Origin of the sequence: Planotetraspora phitsanulokensis (assembly GCF_016863295.1) — a bacterium.
GTDB classification, from domain to species: domain Bacteria; phylum Actinomycetota; class Actinomycetes; order Streptosporangiales; family Streptosporangiaceae; genus Planotetraspora; species Planotetraspora phitsanulokensis.
Window position 1 is genome coordinate 99,192 of sequence record NZ_BOOP01000019.1, and the last position, 16,440, is coordinate 115,631.

The window sequence follows — 16,440 nt, forward strand, 5'->3', positions numbered from 1 at the left end:
AGGATGAATCATGAACGTCTTCAAAAAGTTCACGCAGGCGGCGATTCTCGCCGGCGCGCTGGCGTTGGTCACGGCTTGCGGAGGCGGCGGTGGCTCGGAAGATTCCAGCCCGGTCGGCCTGCCCGGTGTGGAAGCCCCCGCCGGGGAAGGCTCCGGAAACAGCGACGGCAGCTGCGATTTCCTTACCGAGAACGAGGTCGCCGACGTGATCGGCCCGAATGACGGCGGCCAGCACGACTACATGTTCGGCGGATGCGTCTGGACGGCCTCAAGCGCCAAGGACGGCATCAACGAGGCGATTTACGCGGCGGTGCTGCCCAAGGCGCAGTACGAGTCCGTGGCCGAAATCGGGGAGCCGCTGGGCGGATTCGTCGAGGGCGCCACGTACGACGAGACGCACGGCGAGCTGTGGTTCCCTTGCCGTGGCGGGGACTACTGCGGGATCAAGGTGAGAACCGCCAGCTCGGATGGGCGCCAAGAGGCCGGGCTGGGATTGGCAAAGATCCTTCAGGGCCGTGTATAGGACATCTCAGACGGTACGCGGCGGAGCCATCGCGCCCACGCTCCGGGCGTCACCGCAGGTAGATGCACATGGCGGAGGCGGACGGGAATCGAACCCGCCAGGCCGAGGACCTCGGCCTCGTCGGTTTCGAAGACAGCTGCTGCCGTCATCGGCTGACGTCGGCAACCGTTGGTTGTCGTTGACTGTGCTGCTCTGCCGGGAAAAAGACCGTTGGTTGTCGTTGACTGCGACCGGTTGTCTTCGGGCCTGTTGTGCCCATCGTGTTCCCATCGGGAACCGATCAGCCGTCCGGCTGGAGGCCGACGGCTTGGGGCATCCAGCATCACGATCGGACGACTCCCCCGTCCGCCGACCCGCTTCACGGCATGATCGGCAGCTTTGGACGACTGGGCCAAGGTGATCGACTCGATCGCCGGGCTGGTGGATGCAATCGCCTGGCCATTAGCCGTCATCGTCGCCGTGTGGCTGATCATGCGCCGGCACCGCAACGCGATAGAGCGCCTGATCGACCGCATCACGAAAGTGGGCTTCCCGGGAGGCGAGATCGACCTCTCCGGAGTAATCGCCGGCAAAGAGGCCCAGGTGGAGGAACTAGAGCAAGAGGTTGTGGCACCTGACCGCGACGAAGAGGAGCGGCGGGAGGCGGCGCGCCGACTGGCCGCAGAAGCGGAAGAGCTGGGCCGAATCCGAGAAATCCGCACCGTGTATGTGGACCCCTCGCGACTGGACGCCCTAAAAACGTATCGCTTCCTGGCAGCCCTCTCTCAGTCGTCTAGCGACGATCCGCCCGCCGAAGCCCCAGTCGGGAAGCCTTCGTAGCTCGCCCGGTTACCCGCCGCAGCAGCCGTACAGCCAGGGCGGCTACGGCGGGGGCGGCTACCCCGATGCCGGGTACGTGCAGGCGCCGCCGTACGGTCAACCTGGTTACCCGCCGCCTGGCTACCCACCTCCCGGGTACGCGCAGCCGTACCCCCAGCAGCCGATGCAGGTGCAGCAAGTCGACAAGTCGGTCACCAAGCCCGCGTGGACGGTCGGCCAGACGCCATCATCGTCAGGGCCGGGATGGCGTGGCCGTTCATCTGGCTCAGCCGGCGCAGCAAGACCACAGTCACCCGCCACCGGTAGGTGCCGACACTCCTTGTAGGCAGGCGGCCCGCCGGGAACCTGCCGGCCCCAGGTAGGGACGGACCATCAACGGCGCGGAAGATAGCGGCCCGGATGACGGCCGAGGAACCAGGTGAATCATTCGGAGAAGCAGCGGATCGGCCGAGGTCGGCGTTCATATGACATGGACGGTGAAACCTTACGACTGACGGAGCGGGTGCCCCAGGCGCCCGCTCCGTCGGTCCTGACCCCCGACTCCCCCGACGTCGAGTTGGTCGCCCTCTACCGCGACCACCGGCTCGACCTGGTCCGACTGGCGGTGCTCCTCGTCGGCGACCAGGAGACGGCCGAGGACATCGTGCAGGACGTGTTCGCACGACTGCACGGCAAGTGGCGGCCGGGCGTCACGACACTCGCCTACGTGAGGACCTGTGTCCTTAACGCCGCCCGATCGGTGCTCCGCCGCAGGGCGGTCGCCTTGCGGCGGGCCGAGCGGGCCACGGACCTGGTCGACTCGGCGGAGACCGCCGCGTTGATCGGAGAGTCACGACGAGAGGTGCTTCTGGCGCTCAGCCGGCTGCCGCGCCGCCAGCGAGAGGCCCTGGTCCTGCGCTACTACCTCGACCTGCCCGAGGCCGAGATCGCGGAGATCATGCGCGTCAGGCGGAGCACGGTCAGGTCCACGACCGCGCGGGCTCTGGCCAGATTGCTCCGCGAACTGGGCGACGTACAAGACGAATCCGGAGAGAACCCATGAGCGACATCGAGGATCGGCTGCGCGACGCCATGGCGGCCCGTGCGCGGACCGTCCGGGACGACGACCTCCCGTTGCCCGCACCGCGTACCGCCGGAACAGGCCGAGTCAAGATCGCCGCCGCGGCTCTCGCCGTCACTGTGACGGCTTTCGGGTTGGTACGGCTGGCGTCACCGGCCCCGGAACCGCAGGAGGAGACCACCCTCGCCGTGTCCCTGAGCGCCGTCGAGTCATCCGGTAGGCCTGTGGTGTCGGTCTTCCTCTGCATGGAGAACGACGTCTTCGCGAGTTGCAAGGGCGGCAAGGCAACCGATGCGGAACGGGAGAAGCTTCGGCGGGCGCTGGAAAGACGGCCCGATGTGGAAGTCGTCTCCTTCGAAGATCAGCAACACGCATGGGAGAACTTCCGCAGGAACATGACCGACAAGCCGGAACTCCTCCGGACGGTCGTAGCGTCGGACCTGTCCGAGTCCTTCCGCGTCCAGATCAGGCCGGATGCGGACTTCTCCGCCGTGGCCCGTGCCGCGAGCGAGTTCCCCGGCGTGTCCAACAGCGTCGACGGTGCCTGCATCGCCGACAGCCTCTCCGCGTGGGGATCCGTCAAGAGGTGGCTGGGATCGAAGGACGAGTGTTCCTTCGGGGGCACAGGACGGTGACCCGGACCATCTGCTGAATTCAAGAGGATGCGGTCTGTCCATCGGCCGCGATGTCCGGCGCCGGGATGAATCGTTTCCGGTGCCAGAGCGGGCAGCATGGCGCCATGCGACGCCGCGAATACGCCGGTCCTGTGGCGGTGCGCGCCATGCAGGCCCTGGCCGTCCAGAGTTTCCCGGCGACGGGATACCGGCACATCGGGGACCTCACCTGGAACTGGTGCCTGTCCCTCGACAGGGAAGGGGAATGCCCGACGGCGATCTGGACCCACGGGGACCGGACACTGGCGTGGGGGTGGCCCCGGGCGACAGCCGAGCAACCCGGGGGAAGACGATGGCCGAGTCGACGTACGCGTTTCCGGCAGACCTACTCCAGGCGCAGCGTGACTTCTTCGCGGCCGAGGCCCGCGTGAAGGAACTCTGCGACGCCCTGCCGTCGTCGATCGACGTCGCCAACATGGAGGCCGAGATCACCGACGAGCAGCGGGAAGCTCTCCAGGCGGCCCGCGCGGAACAGCTGGACCTCGTCATGAAGCTCCACAGGCACGAATGGTGGAGCACCGTCGACAACCGGCACCTAGCGGGGCTCGAACTCCGGAAGGCAGCCAAGGCCTGAGGCCTGACGGTTCAGACTTCGATCGCCTCGGCCTCCGCGCGGAGACGCAGCGCCTGCTCTGCCACCTCGGCTGGCACGATAGCGGCCGTCCGACGGTCGCCGTCGTCGAGGATGAAGGTGAGCGGCCCCGCGGGCCCGGGCTTCTCCAGCGAGGTCTGACAGCTTCGCGGCGGCCTGGTCGACGTCGAGCTCTTCCATGGCCGGACCGTAACTCTTGGCTCTGGTGATGCCAATGGGAACGCCCGTTCGGCTACCGGGCAGGCAACTCCACGACCTCGACGAGATCGGCCAGGTCAAGGTGGCGAGCTCCGCGTCCTGGCCCACTTCGCGAGCAAGGCCAGAGCGGCGGCGGACGGAGACTCGGGGTCGGCGGTGTGGACGCACATGTACTGGTCGGGGTCCGCCAGTGTCAGACCTTGATAGTTGAGGCTGAAGTCTCCGGCGACCGGATGGTGGTAATGCTTGATTCCCGAGGGGCGGTCGTGAACGTTGTGATTGGCCCACAGTCGGCGGAAGGCGTCACTGGATGCCAGGAGTTCCTCGATCAGATCATTGAGTACGGGGTCCCGAGGATGCCGGCCGATGCCGAACCGCAGCATGGCGGTGACGTCGCCCGACACGATGTCCCAGTTCCGGAGCAGTATGCGGCAACTCTCATCCAGGAAGGTGAGCTGCGCCAGGTTCCGATTCTGCGGCGGGCCGTCGTCCCACATCAGCAAGGCCCGATACAACCGGTTGGTGGCCAGGAAGTTCGTGTAGCGGCCGAGCACGGCGGCCGGGGTGTCGCCACGGTCGAGCGTGTCGAGCAACTGGAGGGTCGCGGGTCGCACCGTCTGGGCCACGGGGGCGCAGCGGGTCGGGTTGCAGACGGGATTGGCCAGGTCGAACAGATGCGCGCGTTCCGTCTCGCTGAGCCGAAGGGTGCGGGCGATGGCGTCGAGCACCACCGGTGAGGCGTTCGTGCTGCGGCCCTGCTCCAGCCTCCTGTAGTAGTCGACGCTGACGCCGGCCAGCTGTGCGAGCTCCTCGCGCCGCAGCCCGGGGACACGTCTATGTCGCTGCACCTCCATCCCGACGTCCTCAGGAGTGAGGCGGGCCCGGCGTGAGCGGAGAAAGTCCCCCAGTCTCACGAGGCGGTCCATATGTCCAGTATGTGCTTTATTTGTCGCGGTGAGGGTGGCTCCGCGTCCTGGCCCATTTGAGTCTCCCTCGCTTTGCATGGCTTTGACCTGGCTCTTCGTATGCTCTCCGCTATGCGGAGCCCCCTTGCCGAGTTCCTCCGTGCTCGGCGTCAGCTCTTGTCCCCCGATGAGGTCGGTTTGCCAAGCGGTGACGACCGCCGGCGCACGCCGGGCTTGCGCCGCGATGAGGTGGCCTTGCTGGCGGGGGTCAGTCTCGACTACTACACGAGGCTGGAGCAGGGCAGAGAACGCCGCCCGTCGGATCAGGTGCTCGACGCCCTGGCACGCGTGTTTCACCTTGACGCCGAAGCCGCCGAGTATCTTCACCAGCTCGCCCGTACCCGGGCGCGCAGGTGTGGGGTCGATGGCGAGGACGAACAGGTCAAGCCGCATGTCCTGCGACTCCTGGACAGCTGGAACTACGGGCCGGCGCACGTGCTGAACCGTCGAACGGACGTGCTGGCCCAAAACGCGCTGTGTGTCGCCCTCCTCGACGGTTTAGAGCACACGGACAACGTTCTGCGGATGCTTTTTCTCAACCCGGCCGCCAAGGGGTTCTGGACGGCCTGGGAACAGGAGGCCCATCGCGTGGTGGCCCACCTACGTGCCGTCGTGGGGGCAGACCACGAGGATCCGTCCCTTCTCGAGCTGGTCGAGGAGCTCTCAGAGGAAAGCGAAGACTTTCAACAGATGTGGGCTCGCCACGACGTACGCTACAGGCGCGGCGACGCCGTTCACGTTCGCCACCCCCTTGTCGGCGACCTGATCCTCTGGCAGGAGTCGTTCTCCGTCGACAGCGCCCCCGGCCAGCGTCTTGTCACCACCCAAGCGGAGCCAGGCAGTCCCTCCGAAGAGGCTCTGGCCAAGTTGGGCGCCATGATGGGCCTAGTCTGTACTAGTCACAGGCGGCGATAGGCGCTGAAGTCCGTCACCTCGACCAGGTCCGCCAGGTCGACGTGGGCCGCCACCTCCGCGGGCGTGCGGCAGTACGCGATCAGGTAGCGGCGGCCGCCCACCATCCGGGAAACCCGCGGCCGCCGCCGGCCGTCGAGGTTGCTCGCTTCGACCTCGTACCTACAGGGCGTCGAGCGCGGCCAGCTCCAGATCGTCGTCGAAGCGTAAACACGCTGCTCCCCTTTTGCTCCCCTCGCGCCCTGTTACGGGCCGGAGAGGAGCCGACAAAAGAAGCCATCGCGCCCACGCTCCGGGCGTCACCGCAGGTAGATCCGCATGGCGGAGGCGGACGGGAATCGAACCCGCCAGGCCGAGGACCTCGGCCTCGTCGGTTTTGAAGACCGCGGGGGCCACCAGGCGCCCAGACGCCTCCGGGAGAAACCTAACTCGACCGGGTACGGCTCTTGCGGCACGCCACGACCGTGTCGTGCCATGTCAGAGGCGGAGCCGATGAATCCGCGGACCTGAGGAGTGCGGCATGACCGACACGACGGCGCCCGCCGGAATCCGGCTGACCCAGTACGCGCACGGAGGCGGTTGCGCGTGCAAGATCCCGCCCGGCGAGCTGGAGGCCGTGGTCTCCGGCCTCCTCGCCGGCTCAGGACCGCCCCGCGACCTGCTGATCGGCCTGGACGACGGAGACGACGCCGCCGTGGTCCGGGTCGAGGGCGACCGCGCGGTCGTCGCCACGGCCGACTTCTTCACCCCCGTCGTGGACGACCCGTACGACTGGGGGCGGATCGCCGCCGCGAACGCGTTGTCGGACGTCTACGCGGTGGGCGGCGAGCCACTCGTCGCGGTCAACCTGCTGGGCTGGCCCCGGGAGACGCTCCCGCTCGACCTGGCGAGGGAGGTCCTGCGCGGGGGCTTCGACGTGGCCGCGACGGTGGGATGCCATGTCGCGGGCGGCCACAGCGTCGACGATCCCGAGCCCAAGTACGGCATGGCGGTGACCGGCCTGGCCGACGCCCGGCGGCTGCTGCGCATCGACGGGGGACGGGCCGGGCTGCCGATCTCCCTGTCCAAACCCCTCGGCATCGGCGTGCTGAACTCACGGCACAAGGCCACCGGTGAGGTCTTCCCTCAGGCCGTCGCGGCGATGACCACGCTGAACGCCGCGGCCTCCTGGGCCGCTCTCGCGGCGGGCGCCCGATGCGCCACCGACGTCACCGGATTCGGCCTGCTCGGGCACCTCTACAAGCTGGCCAGGGCGAGCGGCGTCACCGCGGTGGTCGACGTGGCCGCCGTGCCGTACCTGGAGGGGGCACGTGAGGCCCTGCGGGACGGCTACGTGAGCGGCGGCACCCGGCGCAACCTCGCCTGGGTGGAGCCGCACCTGGACTCCGGCCGGGTGGACGGGGACGAACTCCTGCTGCTCGCCGACGCGCAGACGTCCGGCGGGCTGCTCGTGGCGGGCGAGATACCCGGCGCGCCCGTCATCGGAGAACTCGTCCCCAAGGAGGGCGCGGCGCTGCGGCTGCGCTGAGCCGCCTGAACCGACCTGAGCCGACCTGAGCCGGCCTGAGCCGACCTGGCGCTACGGCGTGTGCGAGCCGTTCTCCTGGTCAGGGACGACGGCGAGCCTTCTGCCCGCGGCCCGCTCCCGCTGGGGGACCACGGTGTACTTCGGGTCGAGCGCCGACGCCTTGCCGGCCTCCAGCATGCCGAACCGGGTGCACAGCACACCCGCGGTGATGGCGAGGCCGGAGGCCGCGGTGAGCGTCCGGCTGCGCCCGGCGACCGTGGCCAGCAGCCCGCCCGCCAGGGTCAGAGCGCGTGACGCCTTCATGAGCAGGCCCGCCTTTCCCCGCTGGTACGGCTCGCCCTCCAGGCCGAGACGCCGCTCGATGACGGCCGCCGCCGCGGTCTCCATCACGGCCCCCAGCGCCGCCGCCGCCCTGGCCGGCCCGGCCTCGGCGCGGGGGGTCGTCAGCATGCCGACCGCGCCCGCGCTCGCCAGCGCACTGCCCGCGAACAGGAAGGGCAGCTCGCGCCGGGCGGCATGCCACGCGGGCACGGCGGTGTCCGCGAGGAGCACTCCGGTGTAGGTGGCCATGACGGGACCGGTCAGTGCGCCGGCCAAGACGGCCGCGTCCCCGGCGAGAGGGAGGAGGCCGGTGACCGCCGAGGCGGCTCCGGCCGCCGTGAGACCGCCGTGCACGGCGAGGGTCCAGGATCCGACACTCATCGGAGAGGTGACCTTGAAGACGCGCAACATGTTGAGGAACCGCTCAGGTCTGCCCAACTCGGCCACGAGGAACCCGGAGCCCAGGCCCGCTCCGGCGAAGGCCGTCACCCCGGCGGCGAGGGCCAGCCGGTCGTGCCCGGACAGGCGGGCAGCGGCGGCGATCACCGAGGAGGCCCCCGACAGCCCGCCCAGATAGAGGTAGAGCGGCATGTGGGGCACGTGCCAGACCGGAGGCTTGAGCACCGGCTGCCCGTAGTAGGACCGGAAGTCGGCCTCGGGCACCGTCGCCGTTGAGTCGCCGCCCCGGCTCATCGACGGCTCCCCAGGAAGCACGCCGCCACGGCGCCGACCAGGGCGATCGACGCTCCGCCCGCCCACCGCCACATCTGCGGCAGGTCACGCGTCGTCACGACCGGTTCCGGCGGCAGTCCGTAGACCTCCGGTTCGTCCAGCAGCAGGAAGAACGCCCCGGTGCCGCCCACACCGTCCTCGGGGCTCTCGCCGTACAGCCGGGCCTCGTCCACGCCGTCCGCGTGCAGCCGTTCAAGGCGGGCCGCCGCCCGCTCCCGCAGCTCGTCGAGCGGCCCGAACTGGATCGAGTCGGTCGGGCACGCCTTCGCGCAGGCAGGCTCGAGCCCGCCGCGCAACCGGTCGTAGCACATGGTGCACTTCCAGGCCCGGCCGTCGCGCTCCCGGCGTTCGATCACACCGAACGGGCAGGCGGGCACGCAGTAGCCGCACCCGTTGCAGATGTCCGGCTGCACCACCACCGTGTCGAACTCGGTGCGGAACAACGCCCCCGTCGGGCAAACGTCCAGGCAGGCCGCGTTCGTGCAGTGCTTGCACACGTCCGACGACATCAGCCACCGGCCGTCCTGCTCGATGAACGCCACGTGCCGCCAGGTGTCGGCGCCGAGTTGCCCGGTGTTGTCGTAGGAGGTCGCGCGGAAGACGAACCCGTCATCGGGCACGCCGTTCCACTCCTTGCACGCGACCTCACAGGCCTTACACCCGATACAAACGGACGAATCGGTGAAAAATCCGACGCGTTCAGCCATGGCGATACTCCTCGATCAGATCGAGCAGCGCCTGCCCTCGGGGCCGCCTGCCCGGCAGGACGGCACAGGTGCCCGCCTTGCTCTCCTGGATGTAGACGTTCGGGTCGAGCACGACCGGCAACAGGTCGTTGGCGACGTCTCCCGTCACCAGTCCCTCGTGACCCCAGTGGTACGGCACGACGACCTGGTGGATGATCTGCCTCTGCACCCGCAGCGGCCTGACCCGATCCGTCACCAGCACACGCAACTCGATCGCCGTGCGGCTGGTCACGATCGTCGCCCAGCCCCCGTTGACCAGTCCCACCTCCCCCGCGAGCTGCGGCGACACCTCGCAGAACAGTTCCGGCTGCAGTTCGGCGAGGTAGGCGAGCGTCCGGCTCATTCCGCCGGCCGTGTGGTGCTCGGTGAGCCTGGAGGTCGTGAACACGTAGGGGAACCGAGCCGCCCCCGACGGGTTGTACGGGTTCTCCGGCCGGTCGTAGATCCGGCGCGCCGGATTGGCCTGCCGGCCGTACAGGGTGTTGAGGACGGGAGACTCGTGCGGCTCGTAGTGCGCGGGCATCGGCCCGTCGGACAGGCCGGAGGGCACGTACAGCCAGCCCTTGCCGTCCGACTGCATGATGAACGGGTCGGTCCCGGCGAGTGCGGCCTCGGCGCGGGCGCCCTCGGGCGGCTCGTAGTCCGGTGGTTTGCGCAGGTCGAAGTCCGGTACGTCGTGGCCGGTCCACTCACCCCTGTCCGCGTCCCACCAGACGTACGCCTTGCGCGCGCTCCACGGCCGGCCGTCGGGATCGGCGGAGGCCCGGTTGTAGAGGATGCGGCGGTTGGCCGGCCACGCCCAGCCCCATTCCGGCGCGACCCACGACTGCCGGCTCCCCGGCTCGCGCCGGGCCGCCTGGTTGACCTCGTCCGCGTAGACGCCGCAGTAGATCCAGCAGCCGCACCGCGTCGACCCGTCGGGCGCGAGTTCGCGATAGGACGACAGCGCGCGCCCGTCGGGCCCGGTGCCGTTGATCTCCCGGAGCACGGCCGCCGCGGACGGCTCCCGGTGCTCGCCCTCTTCGGGGTAGTCCCAGGTCAGCTCCTTTGCCGGCCGGTCGATCTCGTCGTCGCCCAGGCGCTGCCTGATCCGCTTGCCGAGGTGGTAGTAGAACCACAGGTCGCTGCGGCACTCCCCGGGCGGATCGAGCGCCTTCTCCCGCCACTGGAGGAGCCGCTGGGTGTTGGTGAACGTGCCCTCCTTCTCCACATGACTGGCGGCGGGCAGGAAGAAGACCTCGGTGGCGATGTCCTCGGTTCGAAGCTCTCCGGTCTCCAGTTCGGGTCCGTTCTTCCAGAACGTGGCCGTCTCCACCAGGGTCAGGTCGCGCACCACGAGCCAGTCGAGGTTGGCCAGGCCGAGGCGCTGCGCCTTGCCGTTCGCCGAGCCGACCGCGGGGTTCTCCCCGATGACGAAGTACCCCTTGACGGTCCCGTCGATCTGCCCCATCACCGTGGTGTAGTGCCCGTGGTCGCCGGTGAGCCGGGGCAGGTAGCCGAAGCAGAAGTCGTTGTCCTCGGTGGCCGCGTCGCCCCACCACGCCTTGAGCAGGCTGACCAGGTAGGAGCGCCTGTGGCCCCAGTACCCGGTGTCCGCGCCCTCCGTCTCGAGATAGTGGGCCAGGCCCTCGTGCCGCTGCGCGTGCGGCATCGCGAGGTAGCCGGGCAGCAGGTTGAACAGCGTCGGGATGTCGGTGGAGCCCTGGATGCTGGCATGGCCGCGCAGGGCCATGATCCCGCCGCCGGGGCGGCCTATGTTGCCGAGCAGGAGCTGCAGGATGGCCGCCGCCCTGATGTACTGCGCGCCCACCGAGTGCTGCGTCCAGCCGACCGAGTAGACCCACGCGGTGGTGCGCTCGCGTCCGGAGTTGGCGGTGATCGCCTCGGCGAGTTCGGCGAAGTCCTCCGGCGGGATCCCGCACAGCTCGGCGACCATCTCCGGCGTGTAGCGGGCGAAGTGGCGTTTCAGGACCTGAAGGACGCAGCGGGGGTGCCGCAGCGTCGGGTCGGTGGGCGGGGTGGCCGACGCCCCCGCGCCGCGGGCTCCGTACGAGTCGGACCCGGCGGCCTCGGCGTGGCACACGCCGCCCTCCCGCATCTCGTCCGTCGTGGCCCCCTCGTCGCCCTCGTAGGCCCAGCTCGACGGGTCGTACCGGCGGGTCTCCGGATCGAAGCCGGAGAACAGGCCGTCCAGGTCCTCGGTGTCCCGGAACCGCTCCGACACCAGCGTGGCCGCGTTGGTGTAGGCCAGCACGTATTCGCGGAAGTAGAGCTCGTTGCTCAGCACGTGGTTGATCAGCGCGCCGAGCAGCACGATGTCCGTCCCCGCCCGGATCGGCAGATACCTGTCGGCGACCGCGCTCGTCCGCGAGAAACGCGGATCGATGTGGAAGACCTTGGCGCCCCGAAGGCGTGCCTCCATCACCCACTGGAAGCCCACGGGATGGCATTCGGCCATGTTGGAGCCCTGGATGACGATGCAGTCAGCGCCCGCCAGGTCCTGCTGGAAGGAGGTCGCGCCACCGCGTCCGAAGCTGGTCCCCAGACCGGGGACGGTGGAGGAGTGTCATATACGCGCCTGGTTCTCGACCTGGATGGCGCCCAGGGCGGTGTACAGCTTCTTCATCAGGTAGTTCTCTTCGTTGTCGAGCGTCGCCCCGCCCAGGCCGGCGATGCCCAGCGTCCGGCGTACCTCCTTGCCCTCGTGTGTCTCCTCCCAGGTCTCCCGCCGGGTGCGGACGACTCTGTCGGCGATCATGTCCATCGCGGTCTCGAGGTCGAGCGGCTCCCACTCGGTGCCGTACGGCCGGCGGTAGAGGACCCGGGTCTGACGTCCGGGGTGGGTCACGAGCTGCTTGCTCGCCGAGCCCTTGGGGCACAGACGGCCACGCGAGATCGGCGAGTCGGGGTCTCCCTCGATCTGGGTGACCTTGCCGTCCTCGACGTAGACGAGCTGACCGCAGCCGACCGCGCAGTAGGGGCACACCGATCGGGCGATCGTCTCGGCCTGCTCGGTGCGCGGCCGAAGGGCGTCGGTCCGCGCCGAGCGCGCGGCGTCGCGCCTGCCGTCCTCACCCCTGAGCTGCCGGAGCACCGGCCAGCGGGAAATCCACCCACCGTCCGCCATGATGCGTGTTTTGCCCCGCTTGGATGGCCGTTAACCGGCCGACCGATCCGGGAGTCCCAGGTCAGACGGCACATGCGCTGCACAGGCGTGGCCGCCCAGGGTCAGGCCGCCCAGGGGAACGGCGCCACGTCAGGCTCCACCCAGCCGCGGCGCGCCTCGGCGGCCGCCAGGGTGGTGGACCGGTAGTGCCTGGTGAGCAGCCGCTTGTCCAGCAACGCCGGATTCCGCTGGACGAAGACGTCGAACTCCGGACCGTCGGGTTCGGCGGCCACATGATGGGCGACGAGCTCCACCCAGGCCCGCGAGACGGTGTGGTGGTACTTCTGCGGCGCCTTCTCGTACGCGGTGATCTGCCGGAGCCAGCCGCAGACCTTCTCGGCGGCCTCGGGCATGCCGTGGCGGCGTACGGCGACGAAGGCGAGGTGGATGTGCTGCCGGTGCCCGAAGGCGCCGTCGGGGGCCACGATGAGGGAAAGGATCTCGCTCAGTTCGGGATCGTGATCGTGTCCGTGGTCCATCAGGAGACCTCCTGCAGTGCGGCGATGACCGCGTGGTAGCCGGACAGTTGCCGAGGGGACAGCCCGGCGAGCGCGCGGGCTTCGAGGTCGGAGAAGGCGGCACTCACCTGGGCGGCGACGTCCCGGCCCGAGTCCGTCAGGGCGAGGCGGAAGGAGCGGCGGTCGTCCGGGTCGAGCTCGCGGGTGAGGAGACCACGCCGTTCCAGCCGGTCCAGGACGCCGGTCAGCGTGGTCGCCCGGGTCCCGGTGTCGGCACTGAGCGCCCGGACGTTGCGCGCCCGGCCGTCGGCGAGATTCGCGAGCGCGTTGATCTCGGATGCCGTCAGGTCGAGATCGGCGAGGGCGGCGGTCAGAGCGTGCAACGTGCGATGGGTGGCTCTCTGCAGAGCCAGCACCATCGACGATTCACCGCTTTCGGATATCACGAAATCGGACTATACGAGTTCGGATCACTGACCGCATCTCCATTTCCCCTCGCCTGCGCCGCTCCGGCGAAAAAGTCCGGATCAGGGGGGTGTTAAGGTCGCCCGCATGGCCGAGCTCATCTCCCCCACGCGACGACTGCGCACGTCATGGCTCGCCGCACGCGACGAATGGCATCCCGGTGCCCATCAGGACGGGGCCGGCCTGCACCTGGCCCCCGGCGACGACCTCGACACTCCTGAGGGCTTCTCGGCATGGGTCGACCGGCTGCTGAGGCAGTCGGACGAGTCGGTTCCCGTCGGGGCGGGGCTCGTTCACGCCACCTACTACTGGATCGTCGAGGGTGACACCTACCTGGGCGCCATCGACCTGCGCCACTCCTTGAACGCCGTTCTGCTCGAACTCGGCGGGCACATCGGATACAGCGTCCGTCCTTCCGCCAGGAGGCGCGGCCTGGCCACGTGGGCGCTGGGGGAGGTTCTGCCCCAGGCCCGCAAGCTCGGTCTGGACCGGGTCCTGGTCACGTGCGACCCCGACAACACCGGCTCGGCGCGCAGCATCGAGCGCAACGGCGGGGTCCTGGAGGACGTGCGGACGACCGAGGCGGGCGTCAAGCGCCGCTACTGGATCGACCTCTGAGCATCACGCCGACCCCGTCCCGGCACGCTGCGGTTCGGTGGGCGTGCGCTTGATGCCAGTCGGCGCCGTCCCCGGTGAGGACTCTCGCGGCCTCGCCTCCGCCCCTCAGCTCAGGGCGGCTCTGGTCTCCTCGGCGAGCGACTCCACCACCTGGGCGGCTGGAAGATCACGCGCGCGGCGGAAGCCGACACCGGCCCACAGCGCCATCCCGTGCGGATCGCCCTGTTCGGCCGCCGCCCGGCGCAGGCCCGTCGTCAGCCGGTGGACCTGGGGATACAGATGCGGCGCCGACCCCTCGTGCTCGGCCATGAAGCGATTGGCCAGGCCACGGGCCCTGCGTCCGGTGAACGCGCGGGTGAAGGCGGTTTCCGTGAAGGCGGGGTCGGCCAGCGCCGCCTTGTGCACCGGATGCGCCCCGCTCTCCGGCGTGCGCAGGAACGCGGTTCCGAGCTGTGCGGCGACGGCTCCCGCCTGGAGAACGGCTGCGATGTCCCGGCCGTCCATGATCCCGCCCGCCGCCGCCACCGGAAGGTCGACGACGCCTCGGATCTCGGTCACGAGCTCAGGCAGTCCTGACGGCGGAGACCAGTCCGACGGGAGGAAGTCGGCCTGATGACCTCCCGCGCCCGGCCCCTGCACCGACAGCGCGTCCGCGCCGGTCTCGGCGGCGGCGACGGCCTCGGCCGGGGTGTTCACGGTGATGACCACGGTGCTTCCCGCACCGTGCAGGCGGGAGACGATCTCAGGCGACGGGCAGCCGAACATGAAGCTGACGACCGGCACCCCCTCGGACACGAGAACGTCGATCTTCGCGTCCCACTGGTCGTCGTCCCAGGCGACCGTGTCCGGCAGGGCCACGCCGTACCGCTCCGCCTCGGTCGCCAGTTCCTCTCGGTAGGACGCGAGATCCGCCTCGACCTCGGTGAACCCCGCGCGGGCCGGGTCGGGTCCGGGCACGAAGACGTTCACGCCGAAGGGCTGACCCGTCCGCGCGCGGACCTCCGCGATCTCGTCTCGCACGGCTGAGGCCGTACGGGATCCGGCTGCCAGGAACCCCAACCCGCCGGCCGCCGACACCGTCGCGGCGAGGGCGGGCGTGGACGGGCCCCCGGCCATCGGCGACTGGATGACGGGCAGCGCCATCCCGAAAGGACGAATGCGACCGGCCATGGGGCTCCTCACCCGTCACCCGGCTCATGAGCCCGCAGTGCGCGGTCCACGAGCGTGCCTGCGACCCCAGTGTAAGCCGCGGGGTCCACAAGATCGGCGATGTCCTCCCTGGTCAGACGCTCGGAAACCGCGGGAATCTCCGCCAGCAGATCGGCGATCGGCCGCCCCGTCGCCACGGCGTCCGCGGCGGCCCGGCCGACGATCCGCTTGGCCGCCGCCTTGCCCAGGATCGGGGCCAGGACGGCCGCGACGCGCTCGGTGACGGTCAGGCTTCCGGTGAGCTCCAGGTTGGCCCGCATCCGGTCGGGGAACACCCGGAGCCCCTCGGTGAGCTCGGCCGTCGCCTCGGCGGCCCCGCCGACGAGGCGCAGGCACTCCCTCAGCGGCTGCCACTCGGCCTGCCAGGCGCCGGCGGGCCGCTCGTCCTCGGCGAGCATGCACTGGCCCAGGGTCGCCGCCAGCATCGGCACCTGGATCGCCGCCGAGCGGACCAGCGTCGCGAGGACGGGATTGCGCTTGTGCGGCATCGCCGACGAACCGCCGCGACCCGCCGCGGACGGCTCGGCGACCTCCGCGATCTCGGTCCTGGACAACACCTGGACGTCCACCGCGATCTTCCCGAGCACGCCCGCCGTCAGGGTGAGCACCCCCGCGAGGTCGGCGATCGGGATCCGCGACGTGTGCCAGGGCAACACTGGGGCCTTCAGCCCGACCTCCGCGGCGAAGGCCGCCATCAGACGCTCGGGATAGGCGTCCGGATCCGGCGCCCCGGCGATCCGGGCGTACTCCAGGTAGGCGGAGAGCGTGCCCGCCGCCCCGCCCAGCTGGGCGGGAAGATCCGCACGCACGCGGCGCAGGCGCTCGCCGGCGGCCACGACGGAGTGCAGCCATCCGGCCGCCTTCAGCCCGAACGTGCTGGGAACCGCGTGCTGGGTGAGCGTACGGCCCACCATGACCGTGTCGCGGTGGTCGCCCGCCAGCCGGGCGAGCGCGGAGGCCGTCCGGTCGAGGTCGGCCTGGATCAGCGCGAGAGTCCGGGCGGCGACCAGCATCGCCGCGGTGTCCATCATGTCCTGGCTCGTTGACCCTCGGTGGACGTGGTCGGCGGCGCCGGCGTCCACCGCGGCGACGGCGGCCGTAAGGTCCTCGACCAGCGCGACGACCGGGTTCCCCGACTCTCGGGAGCGTACGGCCAGGCGCGCCGGATCGACCGCCCACTCCGCCGCCACCCTCGTGACGGTCTCCGCCGCGGCGGCCGGGGCCGCCCCCAGCCGGGCCTGGGCACGGACCAGGGCGGCCTCGGCGTCCAGCAACGCCCGGAGCCAGGCCCGGTCGTCCGTGGACCGCTCGGCCGTGCCGCCCGCCCGCACGGGGGATAGCAGGCCGGTGTCCGGGCCGGGACCGTCGTCTTCCGAGTTGCCGGTCATCGAAACTCCTTGAGGCTGGAGACCCCGGGCTTTAGCTGATCGGGCGCCGCGAGGATCTTCGCATCC

Annotated in this window: 16 protein-coding genes and 1 tRNA gene; 8 read left to right on the forward strand and 9 right to left on the reverse strand. The window is 70.1% G+C overall.

Annotated features, from left to right (window positions below):
- The first annotated feature begins 10 nt into the window (after positions 1 to 10).
- The 5 genes from Pph01_RS20435 (at position 11) to Pph01_RS20455 (ending at position 3,650) form a co-directional block, all read left to right on the forward strand.
- On the forward strand, positions 11 to 523 hold the full coding sequence (locus Pph01_RS20435) for a hypothetical protein (protein WP_204074724.1): 513 nt from the start codon (positions 11 to 13) through the stop codon (positions 521 to 523).
- A gap of 378 nt (positions 524 to 901) precedes the next feature.
- Positions 902 to 1,342: a hypothetical protein gene (locus Pph01_RS20440; RefSeq protein WP_204074725.1), complete on the forward strand. Its 441-nt coding sequence runs from the start codon at positions 902 to 904 to the stop codon at positions 1,340 to 1,342.
- Between the two features lie 469 nt (positions 1,343 to 1,811).
- Positions 1,812 to 2,384, forward strand: a complete 573-nt coding sequence (locus Pph01_RS20445; RefSeq protein ID WP_204074726.1) for a sigma-70 family RNA polymerase sigma factor — start codon at positions 1,812 to 1,814, stop codon at positions 2,382 to 2,384.
- Positions 2,381 to 3,037 (forward strand): permease-like cell division protein FtsX, encoded by a 657-nt coding sequence (locus Pph01_RS20450; RefSeq protein ID WP_204074727.1) that lies wholly within the window; start codon positions 2,381 to 2,383, stop codon positions 3,035 to 3,037. Before Pph01_RS20445 ends, Pph01_RS20450 begins: the two co-directional genes overlap by 4 nt.
- A 331-nt stretch (positions 3,038 to 3,368) precedes the next feature.
- A complete protein-coding gene (locus tag Pph01_RS20455) occupies positions 3,369 to 3,650 on the forward strand; it encodes a DUF8825 domain-containing protein (RefSeq protein WP_204074728.1) in 282 nt (93 codons plus the stop codon).
- Between the two features lie 293 nt (positions 3,651 to 3,943).
- Here Pph01_RS20455 and Pph01_RS20460 read toward each other — a convergent pair whose 3' ends face one another.
- Complete coding sequence (locus tag Pph01_RS20460; protein ID WP_204074729.1) at positions 3,944 to 4,792, reverse strand: helix-turn-helix transcriptional regulator; 849 nt, start codon at positions 4,790 to 4,792, stop codon at positions 3,944 to 3,946.
- 111 nt (positions 4,793 to 4,903) lie between these two features.
- Here Pph01_RS20460 and Pph01_RS20465 point away from each other — a divergent pair, with 111 nt between their 5' ends.
- Positions 4,904 to 5,746 (forward strand): helix-turn-helix domain-containing protein, encoded by an 843-nt coding sequence (locus Pph01_RS20465; protein ID WP_204074730.1) that lies wholly within the window; start codon positions 4,904 to 4,906, stop codon positions 5,744 to 5,746.
- A 316-nt stretch (positions 5,747 to 6,062) separates the two neighbouring features.
- On the opposite strand, the gene Pph01_RS20470 is transcribed toward Pph01_RS20465, so the two are convergent.
- Positions 6,063 to 6,158, reverse strand: a tRNA-Sec gene (locus Pph01_RS20470).
- Positions 6,159 to 6,263: 105 nt separating this feature from the next.
- On the opposite strand from Pph01_RS20470, the gene selD reads away from it, so the two are divergent.
- Positions 6,264 to 7,271 (forward strand): selenide, water dikinase SelD, encoded by a 1,008-nt coding sequence (gene selD, locus Pph01_RS20475; RefSeq protein WP_204074731.1) that lies wholly within the window; start codon positions 6,264 to 6,266, stop codon positions 7,269 to 7,271.
- A gap of 51 nt (positions 7,272 to 7,322) precedes the next feature.
- Here the strand turns inward: selD and nrfD are convergent, their stop codons facing one another.
- The 5 genes from nrfD to Pph01_RS20500 form a co-directional block, all read right to left on the reverse strand.
- Complete coding sequence (nrfD, locus tag Pph01_RS20480; RefSeq protein ID WP_204074732.1) at positions 7,323 to 8,285, reverse strand: NrfD/PsrC family molybdoenzyme membrane anchor subunit; 963 nt, start codon at positions 8,283 to 8,285, stop codon at positions 7,323 to 7,325.
- Positions 8,282 to 9,031 (reverse strand): 4Fe-4S dicluster domain-containing protein, encoded by a 750-nt coding sequence (locus Pph01_RS20485; RefSeq protein ID WP_204074733.1) that lies wholly within the window; start codon positions 9,029 to 9,031, stop codon positions 8,282 to 8,284. Before Pph01_RS20485 ends, nrfD begins: the two co-directional genes overlap by 4 nt.
- Positions 9,024 to 12,197 (reverse strand): formate dehydrogenase, encoded by a 3,174-nt coding sequence (gene fdh, locus Pph01_RS20490; protein ID WP_204074734.1) that lies wholly within the window; start codon positions 12,195 to 12,197, stop codon positions 9,024 to 9,026. The genes Pph01_RS20485 and fdh overlap by 8 nt, the downstream gene beginning before the upstream one ends.
- Positions 12,198 to 12,298: 101 nt before the next feature.
- Positions 12,299 to 12,715, reverse strand: a complete 417-nt coding sequence (locus tag Pph01_RS20495; protein ID WP_204074735.1) for a hypothetical protein — start codon at positions 12,713 to 12,715, stop codon at positions 12,299 to 12,301.
- A complete protein-coding gene (locus Pph01_RS20500) occupies positions 12,715 to 13,113 on the reverse strand; it encodes a MarR family winged helix-turn-helix transcriptional regulator (RefSeq protein ID WP_204074736.1) in 399 nt (132 codons plus the stop codon). Before Pph01_RS20500 ends, Pph01_RS20495 begins: the two co-directional genes overlap by 1 nt.
- Before the next feature lie 133 nt (positions 13,114 to 13,246).
- On the opposite strand from Pph01_RS20500, the gene Pph01_RS20505 reads away from it, so the two are divergent.
- Entirely contained in the window at positions 13,247 to 13,777 is a 531-nt protein-coding gene (locus tag Pph01_RS20505) for a GNAT family N-acetyltransferase (protein WP_204074737.1), read from the forward strand.
- A 105-nt stretch (positions 13,778 to 13,882) separates the two neighbouring features.
- Here the strand turns inward: Pph01_RS20505 and Pph01_RS20510 are convergent, their stop codons facing one another.
- Entirely contained in the window at positions 13,883 to 14,947 is a 1,065-nt protein-coding gene (locus tag Pph01_RS20510; protein WP_239116872.1) for an NAD(P)H-dependent flavin oxidoreductase, read from the reverse strand.
- Positions 14,948 to 14,955: 8 nt separating this feature from the next.
- Entirely contained in the window at positions 14,956 to 16,374 is a 1,419-nt protein-coding gene (locus Pph01_RS20515; RefSeq protein WP_204074738.1) for a nitrosuccinate lyase, read from the reverse strand.
- Positions 16,375 to 16,440: the final 66 nt, after the last annotated feature.